The organism is Leifsonia sp. YAF41 (genome assembly GCF_052113185.1).
GTDB lineage: Bacteria > Actinomycetota > Actinomycetes > Actinomycetales > Microbacteriaceae > Cryobacterium.
The window spans coordinates 16,745-38,655 of record NZ_JBFRCS010000002.1 but is presented as its reverse complement, the minus strand read 5'-3'; the positions used below and the strand labels follow the sequence as shown (position 1 = coordinate 38,655).

Below are 21,911 nucleotides of genomic sequence, written 5' to 3'. Positions count from 1 at the left end.
AAAAACAACCGAGACGACTCCCCCGACAACCGGTCAGGCGAAGAGTCAGGCAGACGCCTGTGCGGGAGGCAGCGGCGTGGGTTCCATCGGCTGGTCGTTGGCGGTCAGATCGATGCCGAGATCGCGGGCGTAGACGACGCGTGTCGCAATTGCGACGTCATCGCCGGTCTCGGTGAGCTCGAAGACGCGACCCCCGCGCATCCGGTTGCGGTCGGCGCCGGGCAGCCCATAGGCGCCGAAACCCGTGCCGGGAGCGTAGCCGAGGAGCACCCCGTAGTAATTGCCGTAGTAGTCGTTGATGTGGTCGTGACCCACGAACACGCCCTTGACGTCACCTCGTTCGAGGATCGCGTTGAACATGCCGGAGTTGAACGGTCCGGGGCACTCGTCTTCGTTTCGTTCGCCGACGATGCCGTGGCGCGCCCTTCCGCGCGCGGCGTCAGCCGCGGTGCGAGTGTCGACGCCGCCCCACCACATGAAGCGGTGCTCCCAGAGCGCAATGTGAATGAACATGAGGCTCGGAACCTTGCGACCGGCCCGCTTCTCGAGGCGCTGCGACTCGCTGCGGTACCAGGCCACCTGGTCCATCTTCAACCAGTCCCAGGTGGGATAGCCCGCGAAGTCCTGGCCTTGGATCGTCCCGGGTGCGTACCGACCGGAGTCGAGCAGCCAGAGACTGAAGGCATCTCGTTTGCCGTTTGCAGCGCGGATCGGGACGATGGTGTTGCCGGTGCCCGTCAGACCGGCGATGTTCTCGGCATTCAGGTTGTGGTCGTAGCTGCGATAGAAGTCGAGCATCGTCGCTTCGTCCACCCCCGACTGCGGCAGTGAGTCCTCGTCGTGGTTGCCGTACGTGACCGCCCACGGAATGCCCCGGCTCTCCATCGGCCAGACGACGTTGTTGATCGCCTGTTTCACGGCGAGCCGGGTCTCGCATCCGCCGGTGATCACGTCGCCGTTGATCAGCACGACATCGGGCTTCTCCGTGTCGAGGATCTTCTCGATCAGTTCGACGGTGCGCCGGTCGACGAGCTCGTCGTCCTGGGTGTCGTTGAACTGCACGACCTTGAAGGTGCCGTTCTCGCGGAACCGCAGTTTCGGCGCTTTTCCGCGTGGACTGCCGTCGGGAGACATCCGCGGCAGGTTCGCGACCTGTGCGTTGGCGGGCTGTGCGTGGGCGGGGAGCGCCGCGCCGAGAACGCCAAGCACCCCGAGCCCTCCCGCTGTGAGAACCGTTCGTCGGGCCAGGGGCAATTTGTCAGTCACGGTGCGTGTCTCCTCGTCTGGGCGCGCCGGTCGAGGCGCGTCGCAGGCCACGCTAGAGACTCCGTTGGGCCGGGAAGTGACGTGCGCATGAACGCCGCGTGACCCCTATTCGAGGGTCGCGGTGGTCAGCGCTCGCGAATGCCTTTCACGCCGAGCCAGACGGTTCCGCTGACGATCGCGACGGCGCCGGCGAGGAGCCCGACGAGGGCGAGCGGGTTGTCGTCTTGGAGTTTGCGCACACCCATCTGAAATCGACGCCGCCGAAGCCGGGCCTGATACGGCAGATTGAGCTTCAGCTCGATGGCGTCGAGGGTGCCCGCGAGTTCGGCGCGGGCGCGCTTGGCGTCTGCACGCAGCTCGGCTTGGCTTTTCGGCTTCTCGGGGGCAGGTGCCGCGGGAGCCGCCCCGGACACGACGGTCTTGTCAGTGCGATTTTCAGTGGCCATAGTCGCCAACCCCCTTGAATGCCTCGACATCGTGATGGATGCTGGCGGCGATCCCGTCTGGATCCTGCTTCGTTGCGACCTTGACTCGGTTGATCCCGATCAGAACCAGAATCACGGCGATCAGAATCAGCACGACCCCGACGATCAGGGTTGCCAGCCAGAGCGGCAGCACCAGGGCCAGCGCGATGATGGCCAGCGCGATGAACACGCCGAGGGCGAAGAATGCGATGGCACCGGCAACGACGAACATCCCGATGCCCACACCGAGGGTGATCGCCTTGGCCTTGATCTCGGCCAGGAATGCCGCGATCTCTGCTTTCACGAGGGCGCTGATCTGACCAGGGACGTCACTGATCAGCCCGAACAGGCTCCGTTTACGTTTCGGGTTGAACCCGGTTCCGTAGGGTGCGCCGCCACTCGGGACACCCTCACCCGGGCTCGTGCTCCCGGGGCCGGTCAGGTTCGGTCCGCTGTTGCTTGGTTCACTGGTACTCACTGGCGTGCCTTCCGGTGCGGTGCAACGACTAGAACGAAGAGTTTTCGGACGTCGGGTCGGCGGCGGGCTTCGACGCAGACGTGGCCGCGGGTTTCGCGGCGGTCTTCGACGCCGGTTTCGCGGCTGGCTTCGGCGTGGCCGTCGGCGTGGCCGGCTGGGCCGGACCGGCCGCATCCTTTGCCGACTTCTTGGCCTGCACGTTTTCAACAACCTTCTTTCCGGCGTTGAAGAGCGTGACGGGCAAGTCGCCGACGGCGTCAAGTGTGAAGTCACGCGCCATCGTCACCCGGCGCTGCACAGGCTCCGCATTCCACAGGTTGTTTGCCGCAGCGGCGATCTGGTCGTAGCGCTTGCGCCCGGCGCGTGCGCCCAGCACGTAGCCGATCAGTCCACCCGTGATGAAGAGAAGCTTTCCCCGCATTGTGACTCCATTCCGTCAGGTTCGGTGTCCCCAGCGTATCCCCCTTGTCGCCGCAGGGACATGACGGAAGATATCGGGCGACCTTTCAGGTCGCCCCCGGCCTGGCGGTGGCGTTGCGACAGGCCAGGTCTGAGCTAGGCCGGGCGCGGCGCAGGCCGCACACAGCTGGCCGACACGGCCCAGAGGGCAAGCGCTGTCCCGACAACGCCGACCGGACTGACTGCGATTTCTCCCCACGGAAGCATCGCGGCAAGGAGCGAGAAGACCGCGACAAGCGCGAGCTGCACCCAGTGCATGAACAGGAAGAGATGCCAGGCGAAGAGCACCCCTCGCCGTATCGGCCAGAGCAGCACGATCGAAAGCAGAGCGGATCCGATCGGCGCGACCATACCGACCTGACTCGACACCGAGGCAATCCCGATAATTTCACCGGCGAGCGCCAGAGCCAGCCAGAAGTCCGGGCGGGCGGCACGAAGCGCGACATACGAGCTCAGCCAGCGCGGCCCGGTTGAGATCCCTGAAGTGTCCACCTGGGAATGCTGTCACACCGGAGCGGTCGTCCGCACTCTGCGCGGCCGAGGGCTGAATGCTGTGTTTGCGGGCGCCTTTCAGCGCCCGCAACAAACGCGATCGCTAGCTGTTGAGCGTGATGCGGGTGATCCCCCACGCGCCGACGTCGATGAAACCGCGCTCACCGAGTTCGACCGGGCGGGCGGTGGACCCCTCGGCCAGCGCGGTGCCGACCCGGGTCAGCCCGTCGCGCACGGTGTACGGCAGGGCGAAGGAAGCCGTCGAGTTGAGGATCACGAGCTCGCTGACCCCCTCCAGGTCGAGTTCGAGCTGGCGGGGCTGGTAGGCGGCGACGACGAGCCTCCCACCGAGGCGCGACGAGACGAGAGGGTAGCCCTCGTTGGGCAGCCCGACGCTGAGCTCGCCGCCCAGCAACACCTCGCGCAGCGAGCGCCACTCTGTGAGCAACTCCATGGTCCGCACGCGATGTTCCTCCGGCAGCACGTCGAGCGGCATGGAGATCTGCGGCACCGAGAAGAACACGTTGAGCAGCTGGCGTGACACGGTCTCGACCGGGGCGCTCGGATCCCACATCACGGGGTCGGAGTGCACGATCTGCGAGATCGCGAGCAACCGGAGGTTGAGCGTCGAACGGCGATTCTGGTCGGCATCCGCTGGGCAATCATCGGCGCGGATGACGTCGGCGAATGGAGCGACAACCGGTGAGATGTAAGGCTGGCGGAACTCGATCAGCGAGCCGGGGCGCACGTCTTCGACGGCAGCCGCAATCTCGCGCAGCACCAGCGTCATAGCGTCACCGACATCGGCGACGTCGCCCGTCGACGGGGTTCCCGCGTAGACCATGACGCTATTCAGGAAGTCGATCTTCAGGCCGTCGAGTGCGTAGTCGCTCATCAGCCGAGCGCATACGCCGACCAGGTGCTCGCGCACCTCGGGGTGGCGGGGGTCCAATACCCAGGTGCGCAGGTTCTCAGAGTAGATCGACGCGAAGCGGGCCAGGTTGGCGTAGGCCGCGCTCTGGTCGCCGACGAGGAAGGGAGCGATCCACAGCACGGTGCGCAGGCCGGCATCGCTCAGCTCGGCGACAGTGCCGCGGAAATCGGGGAATTTCGTGGTGTCCGGCACCCAGTCGCCGCATCCGGCGTACCAGCGGCCGTCGCCGAACTTCTGCCAGCCGTCGTCGACGAAGACCGACGTGCAACCGATCCCCCGCGCCACCGACGCGTTCCGCATGAGCACATCGTGCGTGATCTGCTGCGAGTACGCGTACCAGGTGGAGTAGACGGGCTCGAGGGCGATCTCTGCCGCCGCCCGCCCGGCGATGCCGTCGTGCAGGATTGCCGAGAGTTCGCGAATCGCCCGCTCGTAGCGAACCTCCGGTGCCACGACGGCCAGTCGAACAGTGGAGCGCGCGGCGGCCAGACCGTCGGCGATCGCCAGACGCACGACGAAGGTCTTCGCTTCCTCCGAGGCGCCGAACTCCAGCTCGCCCTCCTGGGTGAGGCAGTCGAAGGCGAACGCGAAACCGCTCTGGCCGACCGCGTCGCAGAGCACGCCGATCGGCGCCGAACGCACGGCGCTGAACCCCTCACGCCCCTTCCAGTCGGCCGGCAAGCTTTCTCCGGGGTCGAAGCCGGGGTGCCAGTACGCTGTGGCGTTGCCGAGCGGGGCCTCGAGCACGATCTGACCGCCCGGGACGATGTTCACGGTGACGATATCAACGAGGCCGTGGCGCTCGACGCTCTCGACGAGGCATCCGCCGCCGACCCCGAAGGCTATGCCGCGCGAGAGCTCAGTCCAGTGAACGGACAGGAGCTGGTGGTCTTCAAGTAGCACGATGGATCCTTATTGCTTGACGGCGCCGGCCAGAATGCCCGCGACGAAGTGACGTTGGAGAAAGAGAAAGAGAACGAGCACCGGCAGCATCGAGAGCATGGTGCCCATCAACAACTGCCCATAGTCGGTGGTTCCGATGCCCTGCAGCGAGGCGAGGGCGACGGGCACCGTGTAGGACTCGGGGGTGCGCAGTACGACGAGGGGGTACACGAAGTCGTTCCACTGGGCGAGGAACAGGAAGATCGCCAGGGCGGCGATCGCGGGGCGGATTGTCGGGACCACGATTCCGGCGAATGCGCGGAACTCGCTGGCTCCGTCGATGCGCGCTGCCTGGATCATCTCGTCGGGAATCGCGTACATGGTCTGCCGCATCAGGAAGATCCCGAAGGGAAGCGCGAGGTTCGGAAGCACGAGCGCCTGGTAGCTGTCGAGCCAACCGAGGGAGACCATGATCTGAAACAGCGGCACGAGCGTCACCTGCGAGGGCAGCGCCAGCGTGACCAGCACCGCGCCGAAGAGAAAGCCCTGTCCGCGAAACCGGAACTTCGCGAATGCGTATCCCGCTGCCGTGCAGACCACGAGCCCGAACACCGTGTAGGTGACGGACACAAGCACCGAGTTGAACATGGCCCGGCCGAAGAGGGTGTCCCGGAACAGCCCGACGAGGTTGTCGAAGAATGCCGGGCCGGGCAGGAAATGCGGCGGCGTCGTGAAGATGTCACTCGCCTGGTAGGTGGTCGCGATCAGCAGCCAGTAGAACGGCAGAATCATCAGCACGGCGCCCGCCGCAATGGCCGTGGTCAGCACCAGCGAGCGACCGCGACTCGTCGGCGCGACGATGTTGGTGTCTGTCATCAGGACTTCTCCTTGAACAAGCGAAGTTGGATCAGCGAGATGACGCCGATGATGATGGTCAGGGCGTAGCCGATGGCCGACGCGTAACCGAAGTCGAAATACTTGAAGCCGTTCTGGTACAGGTACATGCCGACCGTGAGGGTTGCGTTGTCCGGACCGCCGTTGGTGAGTACATAGGGCTCATCGAAGAGCTGGAGGGTGCCGATCGTGGACAGGATGACGGTGAGCACGATGGCCGGACGGAGCCCGGGCACTGTCACGTGCCAGAAGCGCTGGAATGCGCTGGCCCCGTCGACATGCGCCGCCTCGTAAAGCTCGCCGCCGATTGACTGCATCTGGGCGAGGTAGATGATCGCGTTCTGACCGGTGTAGTGCCAGGTCATTGCGATGACGATCGAGACCTTCGCCCACATCGGGTCACCGAGCCAGGGAATCGGATCCAGGCCGATGAAGCCGATGAGGTAGTTGACGAACCCTTCATTCGTGTTGAGCAGCGCCCGGAACAGGATCCCGTAGGCGACCAGCCCCATCACGATGGGCACGAAGTAGGCGGTGCGCCAGAACGAGCGCCACTTCAGGAGCACGGAGTTGAACGCGACGGCCAGCACGATCGCAAGCCCGAGCATGATCGGCACCTGCACGAGCAGGATGATCCCGGTGTTGCCGAGCGCCTTGTAGAACAGCGGGTCCTGCAGGAGTCGTTGGTAGTTGGCCAGTCCGGCGAACTGGATTTCGCCGCCGACGTTCTTGGTCAAACTGATCCAGAACGCCGAAATGTAGGGGTAGAGCTTGAACCCGACGAACAGCAGGATCATGGGCAGCAGGAACAGGTAGGGGGTGATTCTCGGATACCCGGCCGAGGATCGCCGGCGCCGCGGCGCCGGGATCTTCGGGGCCGTTGTCGTAACCGGGGCTTCTAGTGCGGTTGTCATCGTCATGGCCTTTTCACGGGTGCGCCGGCACGAGGCCGGCGCACCCTGATTCGACGGCTACTTGCTGGCCAGGGTCCGGCCGGTCTGCTGCGCGACCTGGTTTGCGGCTTGGTCCAGCTCGGTCTTCGGGTCGGCCCCGTTGAGCAGCACGCGCGTCTGTACATCGACATAGGCCTTCAGCGCCCGGGCGTAGTCGCTCGTGTAGTTCACCACCGGGGTGTCCTGGTTCAGCTCGTCGATGAAGATCTGGTTCACCTTGGTCCCGCCGAAGTACTCGTTGGGGGCGACGAAGCCCGGCGATTCGAGCATCGGCTTGAAGCCGGGGAACATTCCGCCGCCTTCATAGGTGAGCTGCTGGCCTTCCAGGGTTCCGAGCGCGAAGTCGATGAATGCCCACGCCGTTGCCTGGTTCTTGCTCGAACTCGGCACGGAGAGGTAGGTGCCGCCGTTCACGGCACCGGTCAGGCCACCGGCGGTGACAGCCTTGGGCGGGGCGACGCCCCACTTGCCGGCCATGTCCGGTGCTTCACTTTCGATCACGCCGCTCAACCATCCACCGGATGACGAGGTGGCGACGTCGCGCTCACCGCGCAGGGTGACGAGCAGGTTGTCCCAGGTGCCTGGAACATCTTCGACAAGACCGAGATCGTTCGCCTTCTTGATGATCTCGAGAGCGCGCACGCCCTCTTCGCCGTTCATGGTGATCTCACCGTCGGCGTTGAAGTAGAAGGAGCCCTGCAGCCCCATCAGCAGTTCGAAGAGCCCGGCGGAGTCACCGACCGTTCCGGCCTTGTCCATGCTGAACAGCGAGGCGCCGGTCTTCTCCTTGAGGATCACACCGGCGTCGAGGAGTTCGTCCCAGGTCGTGATGGCGGAGTAGTCGAGGCCGGCCTGCTCGAAGAGGTCGGTGCGGAAGAAGAAGCCGGCTGCGTTGACCTCGTAGGGGATGCCGAAGACCTGACCGTCGGGGCCGGAGCCGCTCTTCCACGCTCCGGCGGGGAACTCGGCGGCGAGGTCGTCTGCTCCGAAATCGCGCAGATCGACAAGCTGATCCGGGAACTTCTCCGCATAGTTGCCCATGTAGTCGATCCCGATGTTGAGAACGTCGGCCAGACCGCTGCCTCCGGCAGCCATGCCGGTGGTGATCTTCTCCCAGATTGCCGGGTTGCCGACATCCTGAACATCGATCTCGACACCGGGGTGGAGCTTCTGGAAGGCGGGAACGGCGGCACGGAGACCCTCCCCCGGTGCGTTCCACGTCCATACCGTGATCTTGCCCGAGATATCTCCGTCAGTCTGCGGCTTGTCAGCCTGAGCCGAGCAGCCGACCAAGGCCGCCACTGCGGCTGTGGCAACCGCCGCCGTCGCGACACGGCGCCACGGCTTTGTCATCGAGAACATCATTGTTCAGGTCCTTTCTTGGTGATCGCAGGGGAGCGATTCACCGACAATAACATGGTAAAAGTATATATGCAGCACTTTTCTGCAAAATTGCAAAGGAGCAATGATGGAGCCGTCCGTAGTACATCTGACAGCAGCCGGAGTGAGCGTTGTCGTCGTCGCAGAAAAAGGGGCGCTGCCCATCGTGACCTACTGGGGCGCTGCTCTCGGACCCCTGGATGACGCGACCACGATGCGCATCCTCACCGACACGCGGCCGAATCGCGCGGTGAGCGAGCCTGACGCGCCGCTCCCGATCGGACTGCTGCCGGAAGCCAAGCAGGGCTGGATGGGCTTCCCTGGAATCGCCGGACATCGCGATGGCCAGGGCGCTTTCGCCGATGTGCGTGACGTCGTCTCCCTGCACACGCCCCCGGTGACGCCAGCGGATTCGCATCGTCTCACCGCCCGCGGAGTCGACGTCTCCGGCCTGCTCGCTGTGACGGTCGAGATTGAGCTTCTGCCCAGCGGCCTGTTGCGCGTTCGCGCCACACTGCGCAACGACGGCACCGATGACTACCGCCTCGATGGCCTCGATCTAGCCCTGCCCATCCCCGGCCGGGCCACTGAGCTGCTCGACCTCTCCGGCCGCCACAATGGCGAAAGACGCCCGCAGCGCCGAGAGCTCGTCGATGGCACCCACCTCCGCGAGAACCGCCGCGGGCGCACGGGACCGGATGCGGCAACGCTGCTCGTCGCAGGCACTCCCGGCTTCGACTTCGCGCGCGGCGAAGTGTGGGCCATCCACAACGCCTGGTCGGGCAATCAGCGCGTGTGGGCGGAGCGCACGAACGGCGGACGCAGTTTCCTCGGCGCCGGAGAGTTGCTGCACTCCGGCGAACTCGCACTGCGACCCGGTGAGGAATACACCAGCCCGTGGATCTACGGCAGCCACGGGGACGGCCTCGACGCGGCATCCGCGCGCATCCATTCGATGCTGCGCGTCCGTCCGTCGCACCCCGCCGTCGGCCGACCGGTGACCCTCAACACCTGGGAGGCCGTGTACTTCGACCATTCCCTGCCGCCGCTGATCGAGCTCGCCGATCTCGCCGTACGCGTGGGCGTCGAACGTTTCGTGCTCGACGACGGCTGGTTTCTCGGCCGACGCAACGATCGCGCCGGTCTCGGCGACTGGCTCGTCGACCCCAGCGTCTGGCCGAACGGCCTCACCCCGCTCGTCGACCACGTGCGCTCACTCGGCATGCAGTTCGGGATCTGGTTCGAGCCGGAGATGGTCAACCCGGATTCGGAGCTGGCCCGCGCCCATCCCGAGTGGATCCTCTCGCCGCCGCACCGCGACGCGCCGCTGGCCCGCCAGCAGCTCGTGCTGAACACCGCGCATCCCGACGCCTTCGCACACCTGCGGGATCGGATCGTCGAGCTCGTCACCGCGCACCGCATCGACTACATCAAGTGGGACCACAACCGCGACCTGCTCGAACCGGTCGACCGCACCACCGGAGTCGCCGGCGTGCACCGGCAGACTCTCGCGACCTACCGGCTCATCGACGAGATCCGTGCGGAGTGCCCGTGGCTGGAGATCGAATCGTGCTCGGCCGGCGGCGGGCGCATCGATCTCGGCATCGTCGAACGTGTGGATCGTTTCTGGACCTCAGACTCCAACGATCCCTTGGAACGGCAGCGCATTCAACGGTGGACGAGCATGTTGGTGCCGCCCGAACTGCTCGGGTCGCACGTCGGTGCCGCCCGGGCGCATGTGACGGGCCGCCACAGCTCACTCAGCTTCCGGGCGATCACCGCACTCGTCGGCAGCTTCGGCATCGAGTGGGACCTCCGCGAGGCATCAGAGTCCGAGCTGGACGAGCTGGCGGCCTGGATCCGGCAGGTGAAGCGCCTCTCTCCGCTGATTGAACGTGGAACGCTGCACCGTCTGGAAACCGAGGACGCCCACATCGCCCAGAGCATCGTGTCCGATGATGCACGCCATGCCATCGTCACCCTCGCGGCGATCGACTCCCCTCCGCACATTCCCGGCCCGATGCTCCGCCTGGCCGGCTTGGCTGCAGACCGCCGCTACCGCGTCGCCCGCCTGCGGGTTGCGGGCTCCGACGACCCGACCTCGACCCGGTCGCAGCCGGCCTGGTGGGACGAGGAGTTCACCTGCCTCGGCTCGAGCCTGATGCAGATCGGCTTGCCGATGCCGACCCTGCGCCCGCAGGAGGCGGCTCTCATCGAGGTGACCGAGGCATGAGCGTGACGGTCGGCGGCAGCGGCATCCGCATCGATTCCGACAACCGCGAGCTGACGGAAATGTTCGCCTGGGCAGCGCGCACCGCGGCCGAGTCGGTCGTCTCCGACGCGGAGACCGGCCCGCTCGATGTCTCCGAGGCGCACCCCGGCCCGTATCGGCAGGCCGCGTACCAGGCGAGCTACCGGGCCGGCTACGCCCACCGCAGCGGCTACTACCTGCGTGACTTCGCTCACCAGGCGGTGGGCGCCCAACTGCTCGGCTGGCAACGGCACAATGCGGGGATGCTGCGTGCTCTGCTGGCCACCGCCACCGCCGAGCACGGCGGCTGGCCGGTCTGGGCGCTCAACTTCGACGGGCAGACGCCGCTGGCCATCGACTACCGCGGACCGCAGGAGTTCGTGCGGGAAGTACCCGCCATCTTCGAGATGGTCGAGCTCGTGCATGTGCTGTACCGCTGGACCGGCGACGAGACGCTCCTGGCGCACCGGGCATTCTGGCGCAACACGCTGGGCGCCTTCGTCGAGGCTCACGACACCCACCGCCCCAACGGGGTCGCCGAGGGCAGCGGCCGGGGCATCTTCGAGGGAGCCGCCAGCTACAACGAGCACCCCACCGCGCGTTTTCGCGAGGCCGGGGACGCCTTCGGCGCGCAGTACGCGGCCACCCGTCATGCCGCCGCGCTGGAGCGGGCCTGCCGCGACGTCGAGGCGGCGGATGTCTACGAGCACACCGCACACCGGCTGGCGGAGTACTTCCGCAGCGCCTGGAGCCGGACGGGCGGCGCCGAGGACGCCATCGTCAACGGCTGGACCGTCGACGAGGAGCCCACCACAGCGTGGGGCAGGGAGACGACGTTCTTCATGCCGCTCAAGGGGCTCGTCGCCGGCGACCCGCGCTCAAGCGCGCTGCTCGGCGAGATCGACCGCCTCTGCGCCGACCCCGTCGGCGCGCCGGCGAATATCGAAGCCCTGACCTACGTGCCCGATCTGTATCTGCGTCACGGCGATGCCGACACGGCCTGGCAGTGGATGCGGCAGATCTACGCGCGCCGCAATGACCCCCACGAGGTTCCCCAACAGGGCTTGAACGGCAGTTATCCGGAGGTGTCCTTCACGCTCGTCGCCCAGATTGTCGGCGGGCTGCTCGGCCTGCAGCCGAATGCTGCGGAGTGCTCGGTCACCACCCGCACGGTGCTGCCGGCTGGAGTTTCCCGGCTCGCGGCGTTCGAGGTTCCCTTCGGGGACGGCACCATCGATGTCGGTGCCTCTGCGCCCGGCACATCGGACGGCATACTCTGGCTTCGCAACGGCACGACGAAACCGCTGCACTGGCGACTCATCGGGAACACCGAGCGCGGTTTCCAGGATCCGCACCTTGACCGCTCAGGCTCCCCCGAGGGAGCGGTCACCCTTGAGCCGGGCGAGCGCCGGACGGTCAGGCCGTGCGCACCGGAGCCGTGGAATTCCGTGTGTGCAGCGCCGGCTCCATGAGCATCTCGTCGGTGCGCACCGGGCGGTTCTGAATCATCGTGACGAGCGTGCGGGCGCACGCCTGGGAGATATGCTCGACCGGCTGGCTGACGCTGGTCAGCGGCGGGTCGGTGAACTCGAGAATGTACGAGTCGTTGTAGCCGATGACCGAGACATCTTCGGGCACCCGCAGTCCACGCCGCTTTGTCGCACGAATGGCGCCGAGGGCCATCTCATCGCTGGAGGCGACGATCGCCGTCACATCGAGGTCGAGCAACGCGTCGGCCGCATACCGGCCGCCGTCGATGCTGAAGTGGTGCCTCACCACGAGGTCCTCAGCGTCTTCGATGCCGCGGGCATCCATCGCGTTCAGGAAGCCCTCCACCCGGCGGTCGGCCGGAATGTTTCCCAGCGGGCCGGCGCACATGCCGATCCGGCGGTGGCCCAGGTCGTACAGGTGCTCGACGGCGAGCTCGGCGGCGCGCCAGTCGTCGGTCGAGATCACCGGGGACTCTCCCTCGGCGAAGCCGCCGTTGATGCAGAGATAGGGAACGCCGCGGGATTCCAGCAGCGCGCGCGCCGAATCGTCGGCGTTCTGAAGGGTGTTGCTCGAGGACAGGAAGATCGCTGCGGCGATCCCGGTGTCGACGAAGGCCTCGACGTAGTCGCGCTCGTAGACGGATCCCGGCAGAACTGGGCCGATCACGGCACGGAGGCCGTGCGGGCTCAGATCGGCCTCGATCGCGTTGCAGAACTCACCAAAGATCGGCGTTTTCAGACCCGGGACCAAGATGAGCACGATCTCGCCCTTGCGCGGGCGCTCGTAGCCGATCTGCCGCAGGGCTTCCTCGACCTGCTCGCGCGTGGTCGGTGACACACCGTACTTGCGATTGAGCACGCGACTGACCGTCGCCTCGCTGACTCCGGCAAGAGCAGCCACCTCAGAGAGCTTGGCCGAGCCGGCAGGCGACCGGGTCTTCTTCCCGGGGCGCTGCGTGCTGCTCTCAGGCAGTTTGGAGACACTCGCGTCAGTCATAGCGATCCATTCTGGTCGAAAAGGCCGCTCGGCGACCGACAAAATCTCAAGTGCTCCCCGGATGGCGGATTTCGGCCTCCCCAGCGAGCGGCCACCGCCGGACGGTCAGCTGTCCGCGGCCAGACCGAGCGAGGCCTGACGCGTGCGGGATCCGGCGGCGAGCGCATCCGGAATCACCGATGCCAGGCCGGTGCCGGCCAGCCAGGCGCCCGTCAGCTCCAGCCCGGGAGCAGCCTCAACCGCCTCGCGCACCTGTCGCACCCGGTCGCGAGCTCCGAGCGTCGCCGGAGACAGCGCGTTGTGCCACGGGGTGCGAGCGAAACCGAGCACGGCTGCCGGGTCGAGTTCGACGCCCAGGATGATCGACGCATCGCGCACGGCCAACGCTTGAAATTCGGCGTCACTGAGTCCATCCGCCGGGTTCGCCTCGTTGAACCGGCCGTAGGAAAGCCGGAGCACATGGCGACCAGGACCGGCAGCCTCGGCAACCCAGTCCCATTTCGCGCTCACGTGGGTGAGCGCTTTCGCACTCACCCCCGACGTGCCCGCGGCGACGAGTACCCCGGTGCCGCGCGGGTGTGCGTCGAGGGCCGGCGCATCGATGACCAGGGTGGCAAGTTCGACGGCGGCTGCGGCCGGCCAGTCCAGCGCGCCGAGCGCGGCGAAGTCGTCGCCGAGCGGCGCCAGCAGTTCGAGGGCGGATGCCCCCGGCGTCGCCACGATGACAAAGCGGGAGTGAAGCGTGCCGGGGGCAGCAGCAGCCCCGTCATCGGCCGCGTCGTCAGGAGCGATGGTCGGGATGGTGGTCACCGTCCAGCCGGACGTCAGCGACGGGTCGCCCTGAACGAGCTGCGTCACCGTCGTGTTCGTGACGATGTCGACGCCGAAGTGCGCCAAATCGGCGACGAGCGCCGTGACCAGACCCGACATCCCGCCGCGGAGTCCGCCGACAGCAGAGCCGGCCGGGGTCGCCGAACGCAGCRCGAGCACTGCACCGGAGAGGGAGCCGGTCACCGTCAATGCGGCGTTCAGCCCTGGCGCGACGACGTCGACCTCGAGATCACGTGCCGGAGCCGAGTAGACCCCGGCGGCGACCGGCTCAACGAGACGTTCGAGCACACGTCGTCCCATTCGCTTCTCCACCATGCCGCCGAGGCTCTGCTCACGTCCGATCTTCAAAACGGGCATCACGCGGTCGAGATAGGCACGCCAGGCTCCGCCCCAACCGATCACCCGCCGCACGTCGTCGGCGAGTGGCGAGGCGGGAATACCGAGCACACCGGTCTTCGGCAGAGGCACAGAGACCACGCCCGCGGCGCCGGCCGACCGTCCGGCCCGGCCCTCGGCAGGCAAACAGAGCCAGGCTCCGGCCGGATTCGGGGCAACGATCTGATCGGTCAGGCCGAGGGCAGCGACGAAGTCGGCCACGCTGCCCTGACGAACGGCGAAACTCTCGGCGCCGCTGTCGAGCACCAAACCGGCGACCTCGTGGGAGGCGACGGCCCCGCCAACGGCATCCGTCGCTTCGACGACCGTGACGCTCAACCCGATGTGCGCGCACTCGCGCGCGGCGACCAGGCCGGCGATGCCGCCGCCGATCACCACCACGTCAGTCATGCGACTCTCGCTCATTCGGCGGATGCGGCGGCAGCAGCGGCGGAATCAGCCGCGGATGCTGCGGAGAAGGCAGCACTCGACTCGTGCACCAACTCGACGACGCGGGTCAACACGGCCGGGTCGGTGTCGGGCGGAACGCCGTGGCCGAGGTTCAGCACGTGCGAGGGGGCGGTGCGCCCGCGCTCGAGCACGTCGAGAACGTGGGCTTCGAGAACCGGCCACGGAGCGGCGAGCAATGCCGGGTCGACGTTGCCCTGCAACGGAACCCCGCCGCCAAGTCGGCGGTTCGCCTCGTCGAGCGGAACCCGGTAGTCGACTCCGACCACATCGGCGCCGATGGAGTGCATCGAGGCGAGCAGCTCGCCGGTTCCGACGCCGAAGTGGACGATCGGCACGCTGCGGCGTACTTCGACGGGGTCAGCCGCCGCGTCGGCGGAGTGCTCGACGTAGCCGAGATCCTTGACATGGCTGATCGCTGCGGCGGAGGCCAGCGCCACATGCTTCGCATAGTCGGCGAGCGGGAGGGCGCCGGCCCACGAGTCGAACAGCTGCGCCGCACTGGCGCCGGCGAGAACCTGGGCGCGCAGGAAGCGCCCGGTCACCTCGGCGGTCCAGCTCATCAGGGCGGCCCACGCCGCGGGGTCGGAGTGCATCAGGGTGCGCGCGTGGATGTGGTCCTTCGACGGCCCGCCCTCGACGAGGTAGGCGGCCAGGGTGAACGGGGCGCCGGCGAACCCGATCAGCGGGGTCGCGCCCATCTCGGCGACAGTGCGGGCGACACCCTCCTGGATGGGAGCGAGGGCCGTGTCGAGCACGGCGGGGTCGAGGGCGGTGAGAACTGCGACATCCGCACCGGTGCGAACCGCGGTGCCGAGCACCGGGCCCTTGCCGGCGACGATCTCCACGTCGACACCGACGAGCTTGAGCGGAACGACGATGTCGCTGAAGAAGATTCCGGCGTCGACACCATGGCGGCGCACCGGCTGCAGCGTGATCTCGCTGGCCATCGCCGGGTCGAGGCAGGCGTCGAGCATTCGGGTTCCCACGCGAAGTTCGCGGTATTCGGGAAGCGAGCGACCGGCCTGACGCATAAACCAGACCGGCGTCACGTCGGGTCGGGTGCCCTGGTAGGCCCGCACCAGGCGGGAGTCTGCGGTGAGACCGCTGGAAAGAGGATGCTGCGCGTCAAGGTTCACGCTCTTGATTCTGTCAAACAACGCTGGGCGTCTGGTTCTGTGCCGAAAAAATGCATCATTCGAAGCCGTCCCCCGGATGGGGTGCAGAGCGGAGGTTACGCCCCGATTCGGCTGGGGATACTACACGACGTAGAATCACTTCGTGCTGATCTGTCTGTCCGCGAGCCACAAGAACGCCACCTTCGACGTGCTCGAAAAGCTGTCGGTCGCTGCCGGGTCATCGGCCTCGAACATGGTCGAACGTCACGGACCGCTGAGCGGAGCGATCATCGTCGCCACCTGCAACCGTTTTGAGGCTTACCTCGACCTCGACGAACCGTTCGGCGTCTCGCCGATTCCGGCCATCCACGCGGCAATCGATGCGGTCAGTGAGAGCACCGGCGTCACGGCGTCAACGCTGCGCGAAACCCTCGACCTCGTGCACGGCAACGGCGTCGCAGAACACCTCTTCGCTGTGACCAGCGGACTCGAATCAGTCGTCGTCGGCGAGGGCGAAATCGCCGGTCAGGTGCGCCGCTCCCTCGAACAGGCGCGCGCCAACGGCACGACGAGCCCCGAACTCGAGCGCCTGTTTCAGCGCGCCTCCCAAACCTCGCGCGGCGTCAAGAACCGCACCGGCATCGGCACAGCGGGCCGTTCCCTTGTGCGCCTCTCGCTCGAACTCGCCGAGAGCCGGGTGAGCGACTGGGCAAGCGCCCGCGTGCTTCTTGTGGGAACCGGTCGCTATGCCGGCGCCTCGTTGGCTGCACTGCGCGATCGCGGCTCCGAGAACGTGCGCGTCTACTCGCCGTCGGGCCGCGCGACGAAGTTCGCCGCCTCGCACGGCATCGAGGCCGTCGCCGCCGCCGACTTCGCCCGGGAAGCCGCGCTGGCCGACCTCATCGTGACGTGCACCACGGCCGATCACCACGTTGTCGACGCCGAGGTGCTCGGCCGCGGGCGCCAGCAGCTCGGGCAGGCCGCGGCTTCCGCCGACGATCAGCCGTTGCGCCTCTGCCCGATCGCACCGTCACCGGCACCGGCCGACACCGTGTTCCACCAGCTCATCATCGACCTCGGCCTCCCCCGCAATGTCGACCCGGATGTGACCGAGCTGGCCGGCGTCGCGCTGCTCGACCTCGAGACCATCCGCATCCACGCACCGCTTGAGGAGCTCAACGCCACGAGTGAGGCCCGCGCGCTGGTCACCGAGGCGGCGCGTGCCTTTACAGCCGTCACGAGCGAACAGAGTCTCGCTCCGGCGGTCGTCGCGCTGCGCAGTCATGTCTTCGAAATTCTCGAGGCTGAGATCACGCGGGCCCGCAGCCGCGATGAGAACAGCGCCGAAACCGAGGCGGCGTTGCGCCATCTGGTCGGAGTTCTGTTGCACCAGCCGATGGTGCGCTCCCGCGAACTCGCCCGCAACGGCGATCAGGATGCCTTCCTGGCCGGCCTCGACGCCGTGTTCGGGCTCAAGGTTGCTCTTCCGGAAACGTCTTCCGTCGACCTCTAGTTGTTTCTGCCGCGCGCGGCGACGATCCAGCTATCGATCACCGTCTCGTTCGACACGATCACCAACTCGTTGGCCAGATTCACCGCATTGCAGACATGGTTCGGGGCGACCCTGAGCACCGTTCCGCGCACCGGCGGAGCCTCCCCAGGCGGGAATGCGACGGTGGCGTGGTGCTCAGAGAGCGCGACGATCCGGGCATCCGGGTAGTCGGGCAACCGCCCGCCCCCGGTGACCCAGCGCGGCTGGTCGGCGCCGAGAACCTTGCTTCCCGCGTCGATGATGGCGTTCTGCCCTGAGCGGCTGACCACGGTCGCGCGTGCAGTGAGCGCGACGTCGGCAAAGGAGCAGCTGCCGAGCTCGACCTGCTGGGCGTCGTTGAAGACGTAGACGCCCGGACGCATCTCGGTGAGCACGCTCGGGTCGGCATCCGCCATGGTCGGGGTCGACCCGCCGCTCCGCACCGGGACGTCGATACCGAGGCGTTCGATCGAGGCGGCGGCTCCGGCGATCGCCTCCGCTTCCTCCCGCGCGGCCTTCGCTCGCCCCTCCAGCGCGTAGCCGTGCCCCGGAAAGGTGAAGACCCCCGCCACGTCGAACCCGGCGCGTACGGCCGCCGTGGCGATCGCGCCGGCGTCTCCCGGCTGCACTCCGCTGCGGTGATGCCCGCTGTCGACCTCGATCATCAGCCGTACGCCGCTCTCTGCGAGTCCCGACGCGAGCTCGGTCACACCGTCGATCGAATCGACCCCGAGGGTGAGCGTCGTGCGTTCGGCCACCGCGCGAAGCCGGGCCGAGCGAGACGGCGTGGCCCAGACCGGGTAGGCGAGAAACAGATCGGTGAAGCCGGCGGCGGCGAACACCTCGGCCTCCCCCACCGTCGCGACGGTCAATCCCACAGCCCCCAGCTCAGTCTGACGCCGCCCGATTTCAATCACCTTGTGCGTTTTGGCGTGGGGCCGCAGGGCGATCCCGCGCTCGGCCGCGCTGGTCGCCGTGCGTTCCAAGTTGCGGCTCATCAGATCGATGTCGACGGCGAGGAACGGGGTGTCTGGTGCGTCGGCCGGAAGGTGCATCATGCACTCAACTCTTTCAGCGACGGCAACAGAGGGCAAGGATGCGGGCCACCCGCGTGGTCTCGTAGGCTGACACCGACGAATGAGCGAGGTGCCTGCGATGACAACCCCCACCGGCCTGACGACCCTGCCGTTCACCCCGCGACCGATCCACACCGACCGCCTGCTACTGCGCCCCCTCACCGAGGCCGACGTCGACGATGTCTTCGCCTATCAGTCGATTCCCGAGGTCGTTGAGTTTCTGCCCTGGCCGGTGCGCAACCGTGCGGAATCGCGGGCGCACACGCTCGAGCGCTCCCACTTCACCCAGCTGAAGGACGACAACGACCGGCTGGTGCTGGGCGTGGAACTCCGGGCCGACGACGCCACGGGCGACGAAAAGCCCGGCCAGGTGATTGGCGATCTCAGTGTGTTTCTCGGCAGCGGCGCCAACGCCCAGATTGAGATCGGCTGGGTCTTTCACCCCGATCATCAGCGCAAGGGCTACGCGACAGAGGCGGCCAGGGCGCTGCTCGACCTCGCCTTCGCCCAGATCGGCGCGCACCGCGTGTTCGCCCGCCTCGATCCGCACAACACGGCCTCCGTCGCCCTCTGTCAGCGGCTCGGCATGCGGCAAGAGGCCTATTTTCGGGAGAGCGAGATCTTCAAGGGCGCCTGGGGCGACCTGGCGATCTACGCGATTCTGAATCGCGAGTGGGCGGACGAGGCGTAGCGTTCAGCGGCCGGGTCGCCGGGTCTCGACAGGCTCGACCACCGGTGCAGCGGTCGCGATCGCGAGCAGCGGCAGCGTGCGGTTTTGAAAGTGCGTCGTCAGCACCACCGAGCTGCGCGTGCGCTTGACCACTTTGGTGCGCATCATGGTGTCGAAGACGCGCTGCAGGTCGGCGTTCGACCGGGCCACGATCCGCACGACGATGTCGCTGTCGCCCGAGGTCGTGTACATGTCGAGGATCTCGGGAATCTGCTGCAGCCAGGCGTAGGCCGTGGTGTGCCCGAGGTCTTGATCGATCTCGACGTGGCAGATCGCCGTCACCGGATAACCGAATGCCGACGCGTCGAGCGTCGGCTCGAATTTTCGGATGACACCGCTCTCGTGCATCCGATTGAGCCGCGCCTGCACGGTCGGCCGCGCGACACCCAGTCTCCGCGCGGCCTCCACGACGCTGGTGTTTGGCTCGTCGGTGTAGAGCTTGACGATCGCGTAGTCGAGGGCGTCTGCTTTCGTTTCGGACATGTCCCTAACAATCTGTAAGGTTTACCAAGAGAAACTGTCCCCAAACAGTACAGCGTGCGGGGTCAAAATGAGTCAAGTTGCTGACTCATCTGAAGCCTCGCTAGCATCAGCAACATTGTCGCCGTTGACACTCCTGTGTAGCGGCGTATCCACTAACAGAGGTTGTACAGATGGTTTTCCAACGCGAGACGATCGGGAATCTTCCCGCTTACAAGCAGGGCGTTGCGCCCGGCGATTCCGGCGCTTTCAAGCTTTCCAGCAACGAGAACCCGTTCTCCCCGCTGCCCTCGGTCGTGGCGAGTCTGGCCGACGCGCTGGGAAACATCCACCTGTACCCGAGCATGGCTGCGCCGGAAGTCACCGCGCGTATCGCGAAGCGGTACGACGTGCAGCCCGACAACCTGGCCTTCGGCGCCGGCTCGGTCGAGGTTGCCTCCCAGCTGATTCACGCGAGCGCAGGTGACGGCGACGAGGTCATCTTCGCCTGGCGTTCCTTCGAGGCGTACCCGATTCTGGTGCAGGTCGCCGGGGCCACTCCGGTTCCGGTTCCGCTGACCGCTGACGAGCGCCACGACCTGCCGGCCATGGCCGCGGCGATCACCGCACGCACCCGGCTGATCTTCGTCTGCAACCCGAACAACCCGACCGGCGCAACAGTCACCACCGCCGAACTTCATGCCTTCATGGAACGCGTGCCGGCCGAGGTTCTCGTCGTCGTCGACGAGGCTTACGTGCACTTCAACACCGACCCGGATTCGGCCATCGGAATCGACTTCTTCAACCAGTACCCGAACGTCGCAGTGCTGCACACCTTCTCGAAGGCCTACGGGCTGGCGGGTCTGCGTCTCGGCTACGCGATCGCGCCGGCCGACGTCGCCGCCAACCTGCGCCGCGTCTCGGTGCCGTTCGCGGTCACCGACCTGGCACAGCGCGCGGCCGTCGCCTCACTGAACGCCGAAGCCGAGCTCAGCGAGCGCATCGACACGATCGTCGCCGAGCGGGCGCGTGTGCTTCTCGGCCTTCGCGCGCTCGGCGTGAGCGTGGCCGATTCGCACGCGAACTTCGTCTGGCTCCGCACCGGCGACGAGACCGATCGGGTCAACGCGGTGTTCGTGGCCAACGGCATCCTGGCCCGCGCCTTCAGCGGCGAGGGAATTCGCGTTTCCATCGGCTCCGTCGAGGCGAACGACCGATTCCTTCAGGCCGCCTCTCAAGCTTGGTAGTTCGACCCCGGTCGAGCCGCCCTGACCGAACAGCGCCGCGCCTGCGGCCCGCTCGGTATTTCCCTGCATGTGAACATCCTGCATCCGTACCACCCTGCACCGTATTCAAAGGAGAATCCCGCACCATGAACCGACGCAAACTGCTGCCCGCCCTGGGTCTGCTCGCCGTGAGCGCCCTCACCCTCGCCGGCTGCGCCAGCACCGCCGAGACCGGCTCGGGAGACGGCGATGCCGGCTCCAAGAAGATGATCACGATCGGCGTCACCCAGATCGTGGCGCACCCGGCCCTCGACGCCACCCTGGTCGGCTTCAAGAAGGCCCTCACCGAGGCCGGCTACGTCGAGGGAACCGACGTGACCTACGACGAGCAGAACGCTCAGGGCGACCAGGCGACCGCGTCGACGATCGCCGGCAAGTTCAAGGACGACAACGTCGACCTGGTGCTCGCCATCGCCACCCCGACCGCTCAGGCGGCAGCGCAGACGATCACCGACATCCCGGTTCTCTTCACCGCGGTCACCGAGCCGAAGGAAGCCGGCCTCGTCGCCGAATGGGACGCCCCGGGCGCCAACATCACCGGCACGAGCGACCTGAACCCGGTCAAGGAACAGCTTCAGCTGATCAAGGATGTTCTGCCCGACGCGAAGACCGTCGGCATCATCTACAGCTCGGGCGAAGTCAACTCCGACGTGCAGGTCGAGCTGGCCAAGGATGCCGCCAAGAAGTTGGGCCTGACCATCAAGGAGGCGACGGTCACGGTCGCCAGCGAGGTCAGCCAGGCTGCGGAGTCGCTCGGCGACGTCGATGCCATCTATATCCCGACCGACAACAAGGTCACCGAGGGCATCGGGTCGGTCATCCAGTTCGCCGAGGCGAAGCAGATCCCGCTGTTCGGTGCTGAAGGCGGACAGGTCGAAAGCGGCGCTATCGCCACGTACGGCATCGACTACACCGACCTGGGCTTCCAGACCGGCCTGATGGCCGTGCGCATCCTCAAGGACGGCGCCGACCCCGCGACCATGCCCGTCGAGACCCTCGACAAGATCTCGCTGATCATCAACACCGGGGCGGCGGAGCGCATGGGCGTCACCATCCCGGCAGCGGTTCTCGACAAGGCCGACAAGGTCATCGACTAG

At 66.8% G+C, this 21,911-nt stretch carries 20 protein-coding genes; 6 read left to right on the top strand and 14 right to left on the bottom strand.

Annotated elements, in window-relative coordinates:
- Positions 1–45 precede the first annotated feature (45 nt).
- The 9 genes from AB4Y63_RS01990 to AB4Y63_RS01950 all read right to left on the bottom strand — a co-directional run bounded on the left by AB4Y63_RS01990 (position 46) and on the right by AB4Y63_RS01950 (position 8,175).
- Positions 46–1,266, bottom strand: a complete 1,221-nt coding sequence (locus tag AB4Y63_RS01990; RefSeq protein ID WP_441789364.1) for a metallophosphoesterase family protein — start codon at positions 1,264–1,266, stop codon at positions 46–48.
- A 125-nt stretch (positions 1,267–1,391) separates the two neighbouring features.
- A complete protein-coding gene (locus AB4Y63_RS01985; protein ID WP_441789363.1) occupies positions 1,392–1,712 on the bottom strand; it encodes a hypothetical protein in 321 nt (106 codons plus the stop codon).
- The gene (locus AB4Y63_RS01980; RefSeq protein WP_441789362.1) at positions 1,702–2,208 is read right to left on the bottom strand and encodes a phage holin family protein; all 507 of its coding nucleotides are present in this window, start codon (positions 2,206–2,208) and stop codon (positions 1,702–1,704) included. Before AB4Y63_RS01980 ends, AB4Y63_RS01985 begins: the two co-directional genes overlap by 11 nt.
- Positions 2,209–2,236: 28 nt before the next feature.
- Positions 2,237–2,629, bottom strand: a complete 393-nt coding sequence (locus AB4Y63_RS01975; protein ID WP_441789361.1) for a YtxH domain-containing protein — start codon at positions 2,627–2,629, stop codon at positions 2,237–2,239.
- Between the two features lie 134 nt (positions 2,630–2,763).
- Positions 2,764–3,159, bottom strand: coding sequence for a hypothetical protein (locus AB4Y63_RS01970; protein ID WP_441789360.1), 396 nt, complete (start codon positions 3,157–3,159; stop codon positions 2,764–2,766).
- Between the two features lie 103 nt (positions 3,160–3,262).
- Positions 3,263–4,996, bottom strand: coding sequence for a glycoside hydrolase family 36 protein (locus AB4Y63_RS01965; RefSeq protein WP_441789359.1), 1,734 nt, complete (start codon positions 4,994–4,996; stop codon positions 3,263–3,265).
- Between the two features lie 9 nt (positions 4,997–5,005).
- On the bottom strand, positions 5,006–5,851 hold the full coding sequence (locus tag AB4Y63_RS01960) for a carbohydrate ABC transporter permease (protein ID WP_441789358.1): 846 nt from the start codon (positions 5,849–5,851) through the stop codon (positions 5,006–5,008).
- The gene (locus tag AB4Y63_RS01955) at positions 5,851–6,783 is read right to left on the bottom strand and encodes a carbohydrate ABC transporter permease (RefSeq protein ID WP_441789357.1); all 933 of its coding nucleotides are present in this window, start codon (positions 6,781–6,783) and stop codon (positions 5,851–5,853) included. The genes AB4Y63_RS01960 and AB4Y63_RS01955 overlap by 1 nt, the downstream gene beginning before the upstream one ends.
- Before the next feature lie 57 nt (positions 6,784–6,840).
- Entirely contained in the window at positions 6,841–8,175 is a 1,335-nt protein-coding gene (locus AB4Y63_RS01950) for an ABC transporter substrate-binding protein (RefSeq protein ID WP_441789356.1), read from the bottom strand.
- A gap of 112 nt (positions 8,176–8,287) precedes the next feature.
- Between AB4Y63_RS01950 and AB4Y63_RS01945 the strand changes: the two genes are divergently transcribed.
- Positions 8,288–10,435 carry an alpha-galactosidase gene (locus AB4Y63_RS01945; RefSeq protein ID WP_441789355.1) on the top strand — a complete coding sequence of 716 codons (2,148 nt, stop codon included), beginning with the start codon at positions 8,288–8,290 and terminating at the stop codon, positions 10,433–10,435.
- A complete protein-coding gene (locus AB4Y63_RS01940; protein WP_441789354.1) occupies positions 10,432–11,925 on the top strand; it encodes a hypothetical protein in 1,494 nt (497 codons plus the stop codon). The genes AB4Y63_RS01945 and AB4Y63_RS01940 overlap by 4 nt, the downstream gene beginning before the upstream one ends.
- Here the strand turns inward: AB4Y63_RS01940 and AB4Y63_RS01935 are convergent.
- From AB4Y63_RS01935 to hemE, 3 genes are all read right to left on the bottom strand, one after another.
- Positions 11,870–12,940 (bottom strand): LacI family DNA-binding transcriptional regulator, encoded by a 1,071-nt coding sequence (locus tag AB4Y63_RS01935; protein ID WP_441789353.1) that lies wholly within the window; start codon positions 12,938–12,940, stop codon positions 11,870–11,872. The genes AB4Y63_RS01940 and AB4Y63_RS01935 overlap by 56 nt on opposite strands.
- Before the next feature lie 105 nt (positions 12,941–13,045).
- Positions 13,046–14,557: a protoporphyrinogen oxidase gene (gene hemG / locus AB4Y63_RS01930; RefSeq protein ID WP_441789352.1), complete on the bottom strand. Its 1,512-nt coding sequence runs from the start codon at positions 14,555–14,557 to the stop codon at positions 13,046–13,048.
- Positions 14,558–14,568: 11 nt separating this feature from the next.
- Complete coding sequence (gene hemE / locus AB4Y63_RS01925) at positions 14,569–15,753, bottom strand: uroporphyrinogen decarboxylase (protein WP_441789351.1); 1,185 nt, start codon at positions 15,751–15,753, stop codon at positions 14,569–14,571.
- Between the two features lie 142 nt (positions 15,754–15,895).
- Here hemE and AB4Y63_RS01920 point away from each other — a divergent pair, with 142 nt between their 5' ends.
- Positions 15,896–17,245 (top strand): glutamyl-tRNA reductase, encoded by a 1,350-nt coding sequence (locus tag AB4Y63_RS01920; RefSeq protein WP_441789350.1) that lies wholly within the window; start codon positions 15,896–15,898, stop codon positions 17,243–17,245.
- On the opposite strand, the gene AB4Y63_RS01915 is transcribed toward AB4Y63_RS01920, so the two are convergent.
- The gene (locus AB4Y63_RS01915) at positions 17,242–18,321 is read right to left on the bottom strand and encodes an alanine racemase (protein WP_441789349.1); all 1,080 of its coding nucleotides are present in this window, start codon (positions 18,319–18,321) and stop codon (positions 17,242–17,244) included. The two genes, AB4Y63_RS01920 and AB4Y63_RS01915, sit on opposite strands and share 4 nt — an antisense overlap.
- Positions 18,322–18,418: 97 nt before the next feature.
- On the opposite strand from AB4Y63_RS01915, the gene AB4Y63_RS01910 reads away from it, so the two are divergent.
- Complete coding sequence (locus tag AB4Y63_RS01910; protein WP_441789348.1) at positions 18,419–19,030, top strand: GNAT family N-acetyltransferase; 612 nt, start codon at positions 18,419–18,421, stop codon at positions 19,028–19,030.
- A 3-nt stretch (positions 19,031–19,033) separates the two neighbouring features.
- Here the strand turns inward: AB4Y63_RS01910 and AB4Y63_RS01905 are convergent, their stop codons facing one another.
- Positions 19,034–19,552 (bottom strand): Lrp/AsnC family transcriptional regulator, encoded by a 519-nt coding sequence (locus AB4Y63_RS01905; protein WP_441789347.1) that lies wholly within the window; start codon positions 19,550–19,552, stop codon positions 19,034–19,036.
- 170 nt (positions 19,553–19,722) lie between these two features.
- Between AB4Y63_RS01905 and hisC the strand changes: the two genes are divergently transcribed.
- Positions 19,723–20,775, top strand: a complete 1,053-nt coding sequence (gene hisC / locus AB4Y63_RS01900) for a histidinol-phosphate transaminase (protein WP_441789346.1) — start codon at positions 19,723–19,725, stop codon at positions 20,773–20,775.
- Positions 20,776–20,900: 125 nt separating this feature from the next.
- Positions 20,901–21,911 carry an ABC transporter substrate-binding protein gene (locus AB4Y63_RS01895; RefSeq protein WP_441789345.1) on the top strand — a complete coding sequence of 337 codons (1,011 nt, stop codon included), beginning with the start codon at positions 20,901–20,903 and terminating at the stop codon, positions 21,909–21,911.